The sequence below is a fragment of the Shewanella sp. genome (assembly GCF_051658185.1).
Classification (GTDB): Bacteria; Pseudomonadota; Gammaproteobacteria; order Enterobacterales; family Shewanellaceae; genus Shewanella.
Genome location: NZ_JBOFMC010000171.1, coordinates 12,528 through 28,816, shown reverse-complemented (window position 1 = coordinate 28,816; position 16,289 = coordinate 12,528). Strand labels below are relative to the sequence as shown.

Genomic DNA, 16,289 nt, shown 5'->3' with positions numbered 1-16,289 from the left:
TCGCAATCCTTGAAAGCTTTCTCGGCTTTGCTCGAGGGCGAGTTGGTGCGCTGGGCGCCATTGGCGCTGCCAAATATACACCTCTTGCGTGAGGGGGCTGGCTGATGCCGTGGGTGAGTTTGTTAAGGATTGCGGTGGTGCTGGTGGGTGGCAGGCGCTCATTAGCGCTACGCTGATGCAGAGTAACAGGCCTAAGTTAAGCTGGCGCAGGTTAACGCGCCAGCGACACGGCTGCCAAGCGTGTTTTATCATCTTGCCCATAAACTTAAGTGAACTCCTTGCCAAGTAAGCCACTACTATGCCAGAAAATGCTTAGGCATGCAGCGCATTGAGGCAGCTTGATTTTCCCCCATGCTCAATGTGATGCAGCCTTGTGTGAACATGGCTTTTTGGTGTAAAGGGCGCGGTTGCTGAGCCCATGCGGCAGCGTTTAAGCCGCCAGTCTGTTGGGGCGCAAGCGCTCTGTTTGCGGGGCCCTCAAGGATTAGAACGCGGGGTCGACTTGAAATTGCATTGGCAGGCCTGTGAGCGGGTGCGTAAACGCTAACAGATCGGCATGCAGATGCAGCCGCTCTGCGCGTTTGCCATAGAGATCATCCCCCACGATGGGGGCATCTAAGCCCTCATGGTGGGCGCAGTGCACTCTAAGCTGGTGGGTGCGCCCCGTATGTGGATAGAGGTACACCCGGGTATTGCCTGTGTGGGCATCTATCTCCTTCAGCTCCCAGTGGGTGTGCGCCGCCTTCCCCCATTGTGGGCAAACCAGCTGCCTTGGTCTGTCATCTAAATCTCCCCGCAGGGGCAAGGAGATATTGCCTTCCCTTTGGCCTTGGAGTAGCGCTTTAGGACTGCCCTCGAGCAAGGCCACATAGCGCTTGGTGATGCGGCGTTGGATAAACTGTTTTTGTAGCTGTTTATGGGACGCCTTGGTCAGCGCGATCACCATGATCCCTGAGGTGGACATATCGAGGCGATGGACGATAAGCGGCCCGGTTGCCTCTGGAAAGGTTTGTTGCATCCGTAGGTACACTGAGTCGGTAATCTCTTTCCCGGGGACGGATAATAATTCGGCAGGCTTATTCACTATCGCCAGCGCATCATCTTGATAGACAATCTCAAGGGGCTTTTCTGCGGCGGGATTGATGCGCAGCGGATTATCATCGACGGCCAATCCTTCCAGCATATGCTTCAGAATCGGTTGGCATTTACGCAGGCAAGCGGGATAAAACTGCTTATGCTGGCGGATGGCAGATTTTGGCGGCGCGCCCCACCAAAACTCGGCCATGGCTAAGGGTTTGAGTCGGTGTTTAAAGGCGTATTGTAATAATTTGGGGGCCGCGCACTCGCCTGCGCCCGCAGGTGGCGTCAGGTCGACGGTGTCCTTAAATAGGCTATTTAGGCTTTTTTCGGCCCCCAGAATGTTAAGAAAACGGTACTGTTCAAAGAGTTTGTGTTGCAGCGCCGCCGACAGCTGTTTGCGCTCAAGCCTGAGGTTATCGCGCGTGGCGATAAGCTGGGCTAAGGCCTGACTCACAGCCTGTTGCTGCACATCCCAATCGTGTTTGAGATGGCGCAATTGCGCTTTTTCATTGACGCTTTGTTGGCTGAGCATTGCCTCGATGTGCGCTTTTTCTTCAAGAGTGACCGTGGGCGGCGAGGCGGTCAATTGGGCGGCAAGCTCAAGGCGCTGGGCTTTACGCCGCTCACGGCCAGCACTCATCCGTTGGCGCTGGGTGGCAAGTGCGACTTCGGCTTTGGCCGCTAGCTCGTTGAGCTCGGCGGTGAGCTTCGCTATCTGTGGGTGCTGCTCTTGGAGCAAAAGCTGTTGATTGAGCTGATTGATCTGCTGGTTTTCGGCCTTAAAAAACGCGTCTTTAGCTAACATATCAAACACGGGCGGCACAAAGCGCGGCCAATGATTTTGCTCGGCTAATTTACCCGAAAAGGCAGCAAGGTAGCCAACTTCTCCTTGGGCGGTTTGCACCAACAGTACCCCAAACATCTTACCAATGGCGCCCTGTAGTTCCCCTGTTAGGCCAAAATTATGTTGCCAGTCGGTCTGGGTTTCGAGGTGTTGCTGCAGCGCTTTGGCTGCGAGGATACACAGCGGATGCGGCTCGTAGTAAAAGGGAAAGGTAAAACGCGCCGGCAGCTCATCGGTGTCGATGGCTTGGCTAAAGGGCGTAAAACAGTCAGGCAGCTTAGACATAGTCAGTTCTATTATGGCGGTAATATATCCAGAACGCGGCCATTACACCTTAGCGAAGCTGCCGTATTAGCGAAAGCCTTTATCAGCAGCGGCCTATATCAGCAGCGGCCTATATCAGCAGCGGCAATACCGGCGGCCTAAAGCACATATCTCGTTAGGGGCACATATCGTTAGGGTTAGGGGCGGCGCGAGCAAAAAGGGCGCTAGTTTACTCTGCTTCGCCTAAGGGGTCACGGATTATTGGGCAAGGCTGATGGCTTAGCCTAGCGGCAAGGCTGATAAACCGCCGCGGGTATTTAGCGCGGCGGTTTGAACGGGCAGGCTTAAATCCTCAAAGCCGCAGGATCGCAGCTTAAGTGGGCGCAGGCTTATGTGAGCGTGGGCTAAGTGAGCGCAGGCTAAGTGATCGCGATTTAGCCTGGCGGCTCGATTGGCGGGCGCGTTAATGCACTGCGCCAATAGTGTTGCGTTTGCTCCGAGACCGAATCAAATTGCTTGGCGGTTTCGATGACAAATTGTGCAAGATTTTCGGCGATCTGCTGGTTACCCAGTAAGCTTAAACTTCTGATCACCCGCGTCATTCTTAATTGGTTATGGTTTTGCCGTTTTAGCCAAGGGTGGCTTGCTGGATTTGGCGGCGTAGGAGAGTATATCTGCACGCCGCGCCGAGCTAAGCCCCAAAAACCTAAGATAAGATCGAGCGCTCGCAAATGATGTTGCCTAAGCGTTTCGCTATTGGCAAACAGTGCCCGATCTGCCGCACTGACTAAGGGCGCATGGCGGTTAAACTGAGTGCCTTCATCAATCGGGAACAACACTTGAATGTACTTATGGTCATGCTCGAGCCAAAAGTGGCTATAGCCATAGAATTGTTCAATATTCCGACCAAAGCTATCCGGTGACTCTCCCGATAAAAAGCGAGAAATGGTTGTCATAGGCAACACCTCATATCATGTCAGGGACGCGTGCTCAGTGCCTAGAAGATCACTTTGACCTTACTGGCACAATCGAGGGCCTTATGGATCGCGCTCTGTGTATCTTTATCGCGGGCGAGGGCGACGCCTAAACGCCGACGGCCATCGATACTCGGTTTGGCGAATAACCTTAGCTGTGTATTAACCGCCTCCAATGCGCTCGCAATGCCTTGATAGCGGATATTGTTTGAGCATCCTTCAGCCAAAATCACTGCCGAAGCGCTAGGGCCATGCTGGTGGATATTGGGGATCGGGAGACCCAAAATGGCTCTGACATGGAGAGCAAACTCGGATAAATCTTGGCTGATGAGGGTCACAAGGCCAGTATCATGCGGGCGCGGTGACACCTCAGAGAAATACACCTGATCGCCTTTGACAAAGAGTTCCACCCCAAATAAGCCGTAACCGCCAAGGGCCTCGACCACTTTGCTGGCGATCGCTTGGGATTTTTCGAGCACTGCGGCGGACATGGCCTGTGGCTGCCAAGATTCACGGTAATCGCCATCTTCTTGTCTGTGGCCGATTGGGGCACAAAAGTGAATGCCGTTGACGGCACTGATGGTTAACAGCGTGATCTCATAATCGAAGGGGATAAAACCTTCGACGATAACCCGCCCGCCGCCAGCGCGGCCGCCTTCTTGGGCATATTGCCATGCGCTATGCTGGGCACTGGCGCTGCGGATAACGCTCTGGCCTTTACCCGATGAGCTCATTACCGGCTTGACCACACAGGGAATGCCAATGCGCGCAACCGCCTCATTAAATTCGGTCTCGGTATCGCAGAAAAAATAGGGTGAGGTGGGTAAACCTAAGGTTTCAGCCGCAAGGCGGCGAATGCCTTCTCTGTCCATGGTGAGCTGCGTCGCGCGGGCCGTGGGAATAATATTGACCCCTTGGGCTTCCATCTCCAGCAAAGTTTGGGTGGCGATGGCTTCAATTTCGGGGATAACAAGGTGAGGCTGCTCTAACTCAATTACCGCGCGCAGTGCTTTGGCATCGAGCATATTGACGACATGGGAGCGATGGGCGACTTGCATGGCGGGGGCATTGGGGTAACGGTCAACGCCAATCACCTCAACGCCTAAGCGTTGCAGTTCTATGGCCACTTCTTTGCCTAATTCACCGCAACCGAGCAACATGGCGCGGCGTGCGCCTTCAGTGTAGGGAGTGCCTATCATGTGTGGGTACCTTTTTGTTTGTAGGTGATGATATTTATAGGTGCTGTTTTTGGTTGTTATCCCTTAGCCTTACCCACTGAGTTATCTCATTTTTTGTTTTGATGATGGGCAATGTATTGGGGGAATGCCGGCAGTTTACCGTAAATGGCCTTAAGTCGCTTAGGCGAACTCTGCGACTGTGCAGGGGATCACGGCTTTAGGATAACTGCCTGTCTCTATGCCTGATATTTTGGCTAACAGATTATTTTATTACGCTTTTTTAACTGTAGATGTTCGCTGTACTATTTTAGTTGCATGGTATCGCCGTATTTTTTAGGCAAGGCGACTTGGTGCCGAGGGCAATGTTCTGGCACACTCGCTCCATTGGCAGTGCTCAGCAATCTTCATGGCAATATTTATAATAATATCAATGCAATAATAGAATAAGGACACATGATGGAATATCCGTTAGTGAGTACAGAGTGGCTAGAAGATCATTTGGATGAGCCACAGTTAGTCTTACTCGATGCCAGCATGGCGACAGTGATAGGAAAAGTGCCGCGGCTCTATGAGAGTCCGATTTGCATTCCTCGCTCGCGGCGCTTTGATGTCGAACAGGACTTTTGTGACCCCCATTCCAGCCAAATCCATGCCTTGCCAACATTCGCCCAGTTTATCCAAGGGGCGGCGCAGCTGGGGATCACGCCAGACAGTACCGTGGTGGTTTATGATAACCAAGGGATTTACTCATCTCCCCGGGCTTGGTGGATCTTTACGTTGATGGGCTTTCGGCGCGTGTATGTGCTCGATGGTGGCTTACCTCAGTGGTTGGCCGAAGCGCGCCTGACCTCGTCCCATTACCAGACGCTAGGGCGAGATTATCAGGAGACGTCCGCCGCATCCTTAACTCAAGCATTAAGTTATCAACCTGAGCGGGTTGTTAATGCCGCTCAGGTACTGGCCAATATCACCGACGAAGATACGGCGATTATCGATGCCCGCGCCAGCGCGCGCTTTTTAGGCCAAATGAGTGAGCCGCGCCCCGGAGTGCGCGCTGGCCATATCCCCCATGCGTTGAATCTGCCTTTTGCACAAGTGCTTAGTGGGGATAAGCTTAAATCGGTGAGCGAACTGCAGCAGATTTTTACTGAACTGGGCGCCGATAAACCCGTAAGGATTTTTAGCTGCGGCTCTGGGATCACTGCGTGTATTTTACTGCTGGCCTCCTATGCTGCCGGTCATGCCAACGGCCAGCTGTATGCGGGCTCTTGGGCCGACTGGGGCAGTCGCAGTGATTTGCCGATTGAATGTGAGTGCTAGCTGAAATGAGCCCCCTGCAACTCACTAGAGGCATGAGCTGCAGTGCCGCTAGCAAAATGCGCCGCTAGCTCAATTGCGCCGCATCTCCGCGCGGGTAAAAGCTGAGCCATTGGGCTAAAGGGGGCCGTGCCGACAGTTTGAGCGCGATGATTTCGGACGCCGATTGCCCACCACGAAGGAGCAACGCTTGAGAGGGAAGCGCTTAAGCGTTGTGGGAAAGCGTTAACGAGTGGACCACTTGTTTAACGTCAGTGGACCACATGTTTAACGCTAATACCGTCAACTCAATTTGAAACGTCGGCCTTTAACTTTGTCCTAAAACCAATCCTTAAAGCGGTGATAGAGCATGCCAGCGGCCAGCATTGGCGAGCGCAGGGCTGGGCCGCCGGGGAAGGTCATGTGCTTAATTTTCGCAAAGACATCAAAATGTCCTGCCTGTTGGCAAATTGCCTGAGCAAGCAGTCTTGCCGCCATATGGGTGGCATTGATGCCATGCCCTGAATAGGCCTGAGCGTAAAAAATATTGGGGGCGTCGGGTAGGCGACCAATTTGCGGCATGCGATTGGCGCCAATGCCGATCATGCCGCCCCATTCATAGTCGATGGCAACGCCAGTTAACTGTGGGAAGACCTTTTCCAGATTGGGGCGCAGCGCCGCTTCGATATCCCGAGGATCGTTGCCAGAATAAGTGCATAGGCCACCAAAAAGTAAGCGCCTATCTGCCGATAAGTGAAAGTAATCTAAGGCAATACGCATATCGGCAAAGGCCATATTTTGCGGGATGATGCTCGCGCACTGCGCTGGGGTTAATGGCGCCGTCGCCAGCAGATAGCTGCCCGCAGGTAAGACTTTTCCACCAATGTAACTGTCAAGCTTGTGGCCAATGTAGGCATTGCCTGCGAGCACAAGGTATTGGCAGCTCACTTCGCCCTTAGGGGTGATGACTTTCGGGCGATTGCCCTTGATGATTTTTTCAGCGGCACTGTATTCAAAAAATTGCACACCAAGCTCACGGGCAACCCGGGCTTCGCCGAGCGCTAAATTGAGTGGGTGCAAATGGCCGCTGCCCATATCCACGAGGGCGCCTTGGTAGATGTCTGAGCCTATCACCTCGCCCAGTTGGGATTTCCCTAACAGTTTGATGGGCTTTTGATAGCCTAAGGCTTTGAGCGCTGCAAATTCTTCTTCTAATTCATGCAGGTGACGGGGTTTAACCGCCAAATCGCAGTAACCCATCTGTAAGTCGCAGTCAATCTGGTGCTGATGGATGCGATTAATCACGATATCCACCGCTTCAAAGCCCATTTGTTGGATAGCTTTGACGCCTTCGGGGCCAATTTCGCGCTCAAATTGCGCCGGATCATGGCCAATGCCACGAATTAACTCGCCGCCATTACGGCCCGACGCCCCCCAGCCGAGGCGTTTTGCCTCCAACACGACTACGCTTAATCCTCGTTCGGCCAATTCGATGGCGGTATTGATGCCGCTAAAGCCTCCCCCCACGATGCAGACGTCGGCCTGAATGGCACCTTCAAGCTGCGGGTAGGGATGGAGTTCTTTTGCGGTGTCAACATAATAAGAATGGGGATACTGCTCGCTGTGCACGGGAGGTTTGCTGGCCATGATGGCTCCAAAAAATTGTTTTTATTGTAAATTGGACTTGTCTCAGTATACTCGTCACACTTTTGCTTCAGCCCTACAAAAGTGTTCATTTTATTTAACACGCTTTTTTTGTAGAATACAATCTACGCGTGAAAACATCCGCTTTGGCGGTGATCATGCGCTTGGGGTGATGTTTATCCTGAACAGCGAGTGTGGCATTTATGGGGATGTCCCGAATCTTTAGGGAGATATAAAAATTGGATATTGGCGCCAGTTTAAAAACTGTTAGAAAAATGAAAGGCTTATCTCAGAGAGAGTTGGCTAAACGTGCCGGTGTGACTAACAGTACGATTTCGATGATCGAAAAAAACAGCGTTAGTCCATCGGTCAGCTCTTTAAAAAAGGTGCTGTCGGGGATCCCTATGTCTTTGGTTGATTTTTTCTCAATTGAAGCTTCACCGGAGTCAGAGCCTAAGGTGGTGTATCGTGCGGATGAATTGTTAGATATTGGCACAGGGCCCTTGGAGTTTAAACTCATCGGTCGTGATTATCCCAATCGTGCGATGTCGGTGATGAGTGAAACCTATCCACCGGGGTCCGATACTGGCGAAGAAATGCTACGCCACGAGGGGGAAGAGGCGGCGATGGTGATCCAAGGTCGATTGGAGCTGACCGTGGGGGATGAGGTGTATATTATCGCCGCAGGGGATAGCTATTACTTTAATAGTGAATTACCCCACAGGTTTCGTAATCCCTTTGATGAACCTTGCCTGTTGGTAAGCGCAACCACCCCGGCGAATTTCTAATACTGCATTTCCTTAAATCACCTCTAATTGCAGTGGGGTGGTTTACAGGGCATGACCCCGTCAGTGGTGTTAAGCCACAACAGTCGTCAAACCACAGTCGCCGTCAAACCACAGCAGCCGTTAAACCACAGTTACCTCCTCTAAACTACACCACCGTTTTTACTGTCATTGCCTTTAAACCGTAGTCGGCCTTTACACTGCGGCCCGCTTTTAACCCACAGCTGGCCTTTACACTGCGGCCCGCCTTTAAGCCACGCTCACCTTCAGTGACATCCACATCGGCCTGAAGTAACCATCTTCAACTGTCGTTAAGGGCTGCGCTGGCGCCGTAAAGCTTAGCGGGCTATTTGTCCCATGGCGCTTAAAGCATGAGTGCCTCTGGCCGTCATCCACGATGGTCTTATCACTTTGCCACTTTGCCATCAGCTATTTCTTGTCGGTCAAAGGGGTTGAGCTAGCCGGACAAGAGATTTGAAGCGCGTTGGCCAAGAGTTTGCAGACCTGACTCTAGAAGCTCTGGCTTTTGAAGGTTTGGCTCTTGAATGTCTGGCTCTTGAAGGCAATAGGCTGGCGCGATTGCCATGTAAATAATTTTGGTCAAAAATCCGCCTGTTAGCAGGGGTGAATTTGGGTTTTGGTGATGTCAGCGCATTGTTAGACGCAGGATTTTAAGGACGTCACGGCCTGTCAGTGGCTCAAATAAGTGCTAACACATTGTTATATTGGGATTGTATTTGTACCAGCTTGGTTTGTTTTGGGATGCGCGCGTAACAAGTGCTTAACCTCTTGCTTAGGGATAAAATTCGGTGTACTGTGTGAAAAAATGAACATTTAAACATAAAGTGTTCGTTATGCTAGTAACATGAACCCCCTAAGGTGAAATATGTCGGTCGAGTTACCCCTCATAGGTGTTGTTGCTTGTAATCAACAATTAGGTGCACATCCTTTTAATATTGTCGGTGAAAAATACCTTTTAGGTGTGGTGAATGGGGCTAAGGGTTGGCCCTTGGTCATTCCCTCACTGGGAATGAATGTGCCCATTGAACTTATCTTAGCCCGCCTCGACGGTATTTTGTTTACCGGTTCTCCTTCGAATGTGGAGCCCCATCTGTATGCCGGTCAGCCGAGTGAACCCGGTACGCATCACGATCCTAAACGCGATGCGACTACCTTGCCGCTGATCAAGGCCGCCATTGCTGCCGGCGTTCCGGTATTAGGTATTTGCCGGGGTTTTCAAGAAATGAATGTCGCTTTTGGTGGCAGTCTGCATCAAAAGTTACATCTGGTGGGGAGTTATATTGAACATCGAGAAGATAAAAACGCTGCTTTAGCGGTGCAATATGGGCCTGCACACAGTATTACTGTTGAGCCTGGGGGGGTCATTTACGAGGCATGGGGCCGTGACTCTGCAGAGGTGAACTCTGTGCATACCCAAGGGGTGGAGCGTCTTGGGGAAGGGTTGCGGCCAGAAGCTTATGCTCCTGATGGTTTGGTGGAGGCTTTCTCCGTTATTGGTTCTAAAGAATTTGCCCTAGGTGTGCAATGGCATCCGGAATGGAAGGTGGGGGATAACCCATTTTACCTGTCTATTTTCAATGCCTTCGGTGACGCATGCCGACGCAGGGCGACAACTCGAGTGAAATAAAAATGAATAAGCTCATTGCTTTTTTAAAAGAACGAAAAATCACAGAAGTCGAATGTGTTATTTGTGATATGACGGGTATTGCCCGCGGTAAAATTGCCCCTGTCGATAAGTTTCTCGATGAAAAGGGCATGCGTTTACCTGAAAGTGTGCTGTTGCAAACAGTGACCGGCGATTACGTGGATGAAGAAATCTATTACAGCCTGCTTGATCATGCGGACATTGATTTTGTGTGTATGCCGGATGAAAACGCGGTGTTTATGTTGCCATGGACAGTTGAAGCCACCGCGCAGGTGATCCACGACTGTTACGATAGAATGGGCAATCCCATTGAGCTATCACCACGTAACGTGTTGAAAAAAGTCTTATCCTTGTATGATGAACAAGGCTGGGAACCCGTGATTGCGCCGGAGATGGAGTTTTACTTGACCCTGCGCAGCGACGACCATGATTTACCCCTTAAGCCGCCCATTGGCCGCTCAGGCCGCCCTGAGGCGGGACGTCAATCCTTTTCAATTGATGCGGCTAACGAATACGACCCTCTGTTTGAAGACATGTATGATTGGTGTGAGCTGCAAGGCCTCGATATTGATACCCTGATCCATGAAGACGGTCCGGCGCAAATGGAGATTAATTTCTGCCATGGGAATGCATTATCACTTGCTGATCAAGTCTTTATTTTTAAACGCACGCTGCGCGAAGCGGCGTTAAAACACAATGTGTGCGCCACATTTATGGCAAAACCGGTTACGGATGAGCCTGGCAGTGCCATGCATATTCACCAGAGCGTGATTGATAAAGAGACGCGTAAAAATATCTTTACCAATGAAGATGGCACCCAAAGCGCGCTATTTTTAAGCTATATCGCCGGATTGCAGAAGTTTATTCCGGAGTTGCTGCCATTGATGGCACCCAATGCAAACTCCTTCCGCCGCTTTTTGCCTGGCACCTCGGCACCCGTCAACCTCGAGTGGGGCGTTGAAAACCGCACCTGTGGTTTGCGTATTCCTGAGTCATCACCACAGAATCGCCGGATTGAAAACCGTATTCCCGGTGCAGACGCCAACTGTTATTTAGCCATAGCCGCGAGTTTATTGTGTGGTTATATCGGCATGGTTGAAAAACTAAAACCTTCGACGCCGGTCCAGGGTAAATCTAACGAAAGTCGCAGCAATAATCCCCACTGCTTACCTCTGACCCTTGAAGAAGCGTTGGCGGCCATGGAGGAAAGCGATGCCTGTAAGGAATACTTAGGTGAGGCTTTTACAACGGGGTTTGTGGCCGTGAAGCAGGCAGAGCTTGAGAATTTCCGCCGTGTGGTGAGTTCTTGGGAACGTGAGTTTTTATTACTCAGCGTGTAATTGGCTAAGCGCGGCCCAATGCTGCGCTGGCGAAGGCGTTAATCAGTAGGTTTTGCGGGGATAGCACTGCAAAACCTAGGTCTTGGCAACAGTTCTTGCCAAGGGGTTCAAGGAGTTATCGCCAACGTGTTGCACTCATTTGGTGCGGTGACAGGCCCTAAAATGGTGCGCTGATGACATGGCAAGCCTCGTATCGGCCCAGCAGTACATGTGACTGTGTTTGGCGGCGAACTGAGCTTAAAGGCCATTTAGATTTAGGGGCCATTTAAATTTAGCGGCTATGTAGATTTAAGGGGCTATCGGGCATGCGTGTAGACACTTACCTGTCTCGGTTTAGTGCAGTGGTTGTTGAGGTTTTATGCACTTTTAGCTGTTTTATTTCACTCATGGGGATTTTGCGGATCGCTTAGTGACATTTTATCTGTAATGGTTTGGCGTTCCAACGGGGCTTTATCGGGTTAGGTGTTATCGCTTCTTTGGCTAACTGTTTGTTTGTCAGATTAAAAAATACTTCATTTAGATTTTTCAGCAGTTGCATTAGGGACTTGAGGCATTTGCCATATTGTTGCAATATGTAGAGGTTTTATTGCGGGCTCATTAAGGTGTTTGATATTTCATTCACGTAAAATGACTAATTTGGCATGAAATCTGATACCGACAAATGGCAGCATCTTTGGGCAAACGCGTGCGAGTCGTGCTGTAAAAATCGTGCTGTAAAAACTGTCGATGCGGTTTTTAAGCTGTAGCATTAGTCGACAATAACAACAATAACCGTGCAGTGGGGCGGTGACACAATTCAAAATTGTTACAGGCAATTTTGCTACCTGAGAAAGGAGAAAGCATGAAGCTATTTAATAAAATGACCACATTGGCTTTAGTGACGGCGTCAGCCTTCACCGGTGTCGCCGCTCAAGCCGAAGAAGTGGTGCGCATGTATAATTGGAACGATTATATTGCTGAAAACACTTTAGAAAACTTTAAAAAAGAAACTGGCGTTCGCGTCGTTTATGACGTGTTTGACAGCAACGAAGTGGTCGAAGCTAAGTTGTTGTCTGGCCGTAGCGGTTACGACATTGTGGTCCCTTCTAATCATTTTTTGGCCAAGCAAATTAAAGCGGGTGCCTTTAAACCCTTAGATCGCGCTAAGCTAACCAATTTTAATAACCTCGATCCTGCGCTGATGAAGCTTTTGGAAAAGGCCGATCCGGGTAATCAATATGCGGTGCCTTATTTATGGGGAACCAACGGTATTGGTTACAATATTGATAAGGTCAAAGCCGTATTGGGTGAGGACGCGCCGCTGGATTCTCTCGAGTTGATGTTTAACCCTAAATACGCCGAGAAAATTTCAAAATGTGGCTTTGCGATGCTGGATTCTGCCGATGATATGGTGCCTCAAGCCCTGATTTATTTAGGGTTAGATCCTAACAGCACCAAAGCGGAAGATTACGAAAAAGCAGGTGAATTGCTTGAGAAAATTCGTCCTTATGTGACCTATTTCCATTCATCGCGTTACATTACCGATTTAGCCAATGGTGACATTTGCGTGGCCTATGGATTTTCCGGTGACGTATTACAAGCCAGAACCCGCGCCGATGAGGCGGGGAAAGGGAATAAGATTGGTTACTCCATTCCTAAAGAGGGCGCTAACCTGTGGTTTGATATGTTAGCCATCCCCGCGGATGCGACTAACGTTGAAAACGCACACAAAATGATTAACTACTTACTGCGTCCAGAGGTGATCGCTGAGATCACCAACTATGTCTCTTATGCCAACCCTAACGTCCCGGCGCAAGCTAAAGTGGATGAAGCGGTTCGCACGGATCCCGGTATTTATCCATCTCAAGCAGTATTAGATAAATTATATATCGGCGAGATCCGCTCGTTAAAAATTCAGCGCGTGCTCACCCGTGTCTGGAGCAAAGTGAAGTCAGGTCAATAACCCTGTGAGGGCAAGCTTGTCTTGCCCTTTTTTGAGTTAAGCGGCGATAAATTACTCCGCTGGGCGGTTTAAATTTTATGTTAAACCGATAACGAGCGTTAGCATCTATTCATTTATTGTGTAAATCCTCAGCGTAGCATGCCATGGCGTAGCAACCTGGGGATGGAGAAGTACTATGGCAAGCACCTCGGGCGTCACTAATAAACCGACAACAAAGACGCAAGAAAAAGTACTGCTCAAGATTGAGCGGGTAAGTAAGTTATTTGACGATGTTCGTGCAGTGGATGATGTGTCTTTGACGATCAACAAAGGTGAAATTTTCGCCTTGCTTGGTGGTTCAGGCTCAGGCAAGTCCACCCTTTTGCGGATGTTGGCCGGTTTTGAGAAGCCAACATCGGGGCGGATTTATTTAGAAGGTGAAGACATCACCGATTTGCCGCCCTACGAGCGCCCTATCAATATGATGTTTCAATCCTATGCGTTGTTTCCCCACATGACGGTGGCACAAAATATCGCCTTTGGTCTAAAGCAAGATAAATTACCTAAGGCTGAAATTGAGCAGCGAGTTCAGGAAATGCTCAAGCTGGTGCATATGGAGCAATATGCTAAGCGTAAACCCCACCAATTATCCGGCGGCCAGCGTCAACGTGTAGCGCTAGCACGGTCCTTGGCTAAACGCCCCAAATTATTGTTACTCGATGAGCCGATGGGAGCTTTGGACAAAAAATTGCGCACCCAGATGCAATTAGAAGTCGTTGAAATCCTTGAGCGTGTCGGCGTGACCTGCGTGATGGTGACCCACGATCAGGAAGAAGCCATGACCATGGCGGGGCGCATTTCGATTATGTGTGATGGCTGGATTGCCCAAACTGGCTCGCCAATGGACATCTACGAAAGCCCCAATAGCCGCATGATTGCGGAGTTTATTGGTTCTGTGAACCTGTTTAGCGGCGAGATTGAAGTCGATGAAGTCGACCATGTGATCATTAAACCAAGTAATCTGCCCCAATCTTTTTATGTGGGCTACGGGGTTACTACTAACGTTGAAGATAAACATGTGTGGTTGGCGGTGCGCCCTGAAAAGACCATTATCAGTCGTGAGCAGCCTGAAGGCGCATATAACTGGGCCAAGGGTGTCGTGGATGATATCGCTTATTTAGGCGGGATTTCAGTGTATTACATCCGTTTAGAGAACGGTCAAATTGTCCAGTGCAGTATGACAAACCGTGAGCGCCGTGCCGATCATGCCACATGGGGTGACGAAGTGTTCATCAGTTGGGAGGACACCAGTGGCGTGGTGTTGAGATCATGAAGAAACCGTCAAAAATCAAATGGTTTAAGGGACGGCACTTGACCATAGGTTTCCCCTATGTGTGGTTGCTGCTGTTTTTTGCATTGCCCTTTGCGATAGTACTTAAGATCAGTTTTTCAACGGCGGCGATCGCTATTCCGCCCTACGAGCCGATGTTTCAGTACGCTGATCAAGTGCTCAATATTTTTGTTCATCTAGGCAACTATCTCATATTGCTAGATGATTCGCTTTATTACATGGCGTATCTCAGTTCCCTGAAGACTGCGCTGATTTCAACGCTCGGTTGTTTAATCATCGGTTATCCCATGGCCTATGCCATTGCACGTGCACCTGCACGGATGCAAACGGTGTTGTTGTTATTGGTGATGCTGCCCTCTTGGACCTCGTTTTTAATTCGGGTGTATGCGTGGATGGGATTATTAAGCAACACCGGAATTATTAATAATACATTGATATGGTTGGGCGTTATTTCTGAGCCATTACAGATCTTAAACACCAATCTTGCGGTTTATATTGGGATTATCTATGCCTATCTGCCCTTTATGATCCTGCCCTTGTACGCCACGTTGGTGAAGATGGACATGAGCTTGATTGAGGCGGCTTCGGATTTGGGTTCGAGCCGCATTAATACTTTCTGGAAAATTACCTTCCCGCTGTCAAAAAGTGGGGTGATTGCCGGTTCGATGTTGGTATTCATTCCCGCAGTCGGCGAATTTGTGATCCCTGAGTTACTTGGCGGCCCGGATTCCTTGATGATAGGTAAAGTGTTATGGCAGGAATTCTTTAATAACCGAGACTGGCCAGTTGCGTCTTCGTTAGCGATTGTGATGTTAGCACTCTTAATTATTCCTATTACCTTATTCCATCGTCATCAGGCGCGTACTTTGGAGAAAGACCTATGAAAAAACTGAGTTTTTCTTCGGTGATGTTGTGGGTGGGGCTGATCTTTTTATACGCCCCAATGCTCATCCTCGTGATTTATTCCTTCAACGCCTCTAAGTTGGTGACGGTGTGGGGGGGATTTTCCCCTAAATGGTATGGTGAGCTATTTGCCGATCAGCAGATATTGGATGCGGTATGGACCAGTTTGCGAATCGCCTTTTATAGCTCCACCATGGCGGTGGTCATCGGCACGATGGCGGCATTTGTCATGACGCGTTTTAAGCGCTCATGGGCCAAACTGACCCTCTCCAATATGATCACCGCGCCCTTGGTTATGCCTGAGGTCATCACCGGTTTGTCATTGCTCCTATTATTTGTACACATGGCCGATCTCTTAGGTTGGCCGCAGCAGCGTGGTATGGTAACGGTCTGGATTGCCCATTCGACCTTCTGTGCAGCCTATGTGGCGGTGGTGGTTTCTTCCCGGTTACGAGAGCTTGATCGCTCAATTGAAGAGGCGGCGATGGACTTAGGGGCGACACCGCTCAAGACCTTCCTCCTGATCACTGTGCCGATGATTTCTCCGGCATTAATGGCGGGTTGGTTGTTGTCTTTTAGCTTATCTCTTGATGACTTAGTGATCGCAAGCTTTGCTTCAGGCCCAGGAGCCACGACATTGCCGATGGTGGTGTTTTCATCTGTGCGCCTTGGGGTGTCACCTAAGATTAACGCCTTGGCAACGCTGATCATTTTGTGTGTGTCGTTAATTGCTTTCTTGTCCTGGTATATGGCGAGGAGAGCAGAAAAGCGTGAGAAGATGCCTTTAAATTAAGGCCGCGTCGTATAAGGGCATGGCCTTGTTCATCAAGGCCATGCTCAAGCGCAAACTTTGCCTGCGCAGTTTTATGTAAGCTATTACAAATAAGGTGTTGATAAATTGGGTGTAGATAGCTAGGTTTTCGATAGCTAACGTCTTATGAATCAAGGCTTGAGTGTTTAACCTAAGTGTATTTACCCAAGACTTAAGCTGTTAACATCTTGGCATGTAAAAACTCAGTGTTTAAGGCGCTGGGGTTAAAACA

12 protein-coding genes and 1 pseudogene are annotated in these 16,289 nt (G+C 49.9%); 8 read left to right on the top strand and 5 right to left on the bottom strand.

The window, feature by feature from the left end; translation table 11 throughout:
* The 4 genes and pseudogenes from ACRCZA_RS07085 to purT form a co-directional block, all read right to left on the bottom strand.
* Nucleotides 1–261, bottom strand: a pseudogene (locus ACRCZA_RS07085) (DUF3142 domain-containing protein); the annotation flags it as partial.
* Between the two features lie 223 nt (nt 262–484).
* Nucleotides 485–2,209 (bottom strand): pseudouridine synthase, encoded by a 1,725-nt coding sequence (locus tag ACRCZA_RS07080; RefSeq protein ID WP_438673751.1) that lies wholly within the window; start codon nt 2,207–2,209, stop codon nt 485–487.
* A 413-nt stretch (nt 2,210–2,622) separates the two neighbouring features.
* Nucleotides 2,623–3,144 carry an opioid growth factor receptor-related protein gene (locus tag ACRCZA_RS07075; protein WP_438673750.1) on the bottom strand — a complete coding sequence of 174 codons (522 nt, stop codon included), beginning with the start codon at nt 3,142–3,144 and terminating at the stop codon, nt 2,623–2,625.
* Between the two features lie 41 nt (nt 3,145–3,185).
* The gene (purT, locus tag ACRCZA_RS07070; protein WP_438673749.1) at nt 3,186–4,361 is read right to left on the bottom strand and encodes a formate-dependent phosphoribosylglycinamide formyltransferase; all 1,176 of its coding nucleotides are present in this window, start codon (nt 4,359–4,361) and stop codon (nt 3,186–3,188) included.
* A 435-nt stretch (nt 4,362–4,796) separates the two neighbouring features.
* Between purT and ACRCZA_RS07065 the strand changes: the two genes are divergently transcribed.
* Nucleotides 4,797–5,660: a sulfurtransferase gene (locus ACRCZA_RS07065; protein WP_438673752.1), complete on the top strand. Its 864-nt coding sequence runs from the start codon at nt 4,797–4,799 to the stop codon at nt 5,658–5,660.
* A 315-nt stretch (nt 5,661–5,975) separates the two neighbouring features.
* Here ACRCZA_RS07065 and ACRCZA_RS07060 read toward each other — a convergent pair whose 3' ends face one another.
* Entirely contained in the window at nt 5,976–7,283 is a 1,308-nt protein-coding gene (locus ACRCZA_RS07060; RefSeq protein ID WP_438673748.1) for an NAD(P)/FAD-dependent oxidoreductase, read from the bottom strand.
* Nucleotides 7,284–7,519: 236 nt separating this feature from the next.
* On the opposite strand from ACRCZA_RS07060, the gene ACRCZA_RS07055 reads away from it, so the two are divergent.
* From ACRCZA_RS07055 to ACRCZA_RS07025, 7 genes are all read left to right on the top strand, one after another.
* The gene (locus ACRCZA_RS07055; protein ID WP_438673747.1) at nt 7,520–8,068 is read left to right on the top strand and encodes a cupin domain-containing protein; all 549 of its coding nucleotides are present in this window, start codon (nt 7,520–7,522) and stop codon (nt 8,066–8,068) included.
* Between the two features lie 883 nt (nt 8,069–8,951).
* A complete protein-coding gene (locus ACRCZA_RS07050) occupies nt 8,952–9,713 on the top strand; it encodes a gamma-glutamyl-gamma-aminobutyrate hydrolase family protein (RefSeq protein ID WP_438673746.1) in 762 nt (253 codons plus the stop codon).
* A gap of 2 nt (nt 9,714–9,715) precedes the next feature.
* Entirely contained in the window at nt 9,716–11,071 is a 1,356-nt protein-coding gene (locus ACRCZA_RS07045; RefSeq protein WP_438673745.1) for a glutamine synthetase family protein, read from the top strand.
* 841 nt (nt 11,072–11,912) lie between these two features.
* Entirely contained in the window at nt 11,913–13,013 is a 1,101-nt protein-coding gene (locus tag ACRCZA_RS07040) for a polyamine ABC transporter substrate-binding protein (protein ID WP_438673744.1), read from the top strand.
* Between the two features lie 175 nt (nt 13,014–13,188).
* Nucleotides 13,189–14,325, top strand: coding sequence for a polyamine ABC transporter ATP-binding protein (gene potA, locus ACRCZA_RS07035; protein WP_438673743.1), 1,137 nt, complete (start codon nt 13,189–13,191; stop codon nt 14,323–14,325).
* Nucleotides 14,322–15,227: an ABC transporter permease subunit gene (locus ACRCZA_RS07030; RefSeq protein ID WP_438673742.1), complete on the top strand. Its 906-nt coding sequence runs from the start codon at nt 14,322–14,324 to the stop codon at nt 15,225–15,227. The genes potA and ACRCZA_RS07030 overlap by 4 nt, the downstream gene beginning before the upstream one ends.
* Nucleotides 15,224–16,039 (top strand): ABC transporter permease subunit, encoded by an 816-nt coding sequence (locus ACRCZA_RS07025; protein WP_438673741.1) that lies wholly within the window; start codon nt 15,224–15,226, stop codon nt 16,037–16,039. Before ACRCZA_RS07030 ends, ACRCZA_RS07025 begins: the two co-directional genes overlap by 4 nt.
* Nucleotides 16,040–16,289 lie beyond the last annotated feature (250 nt).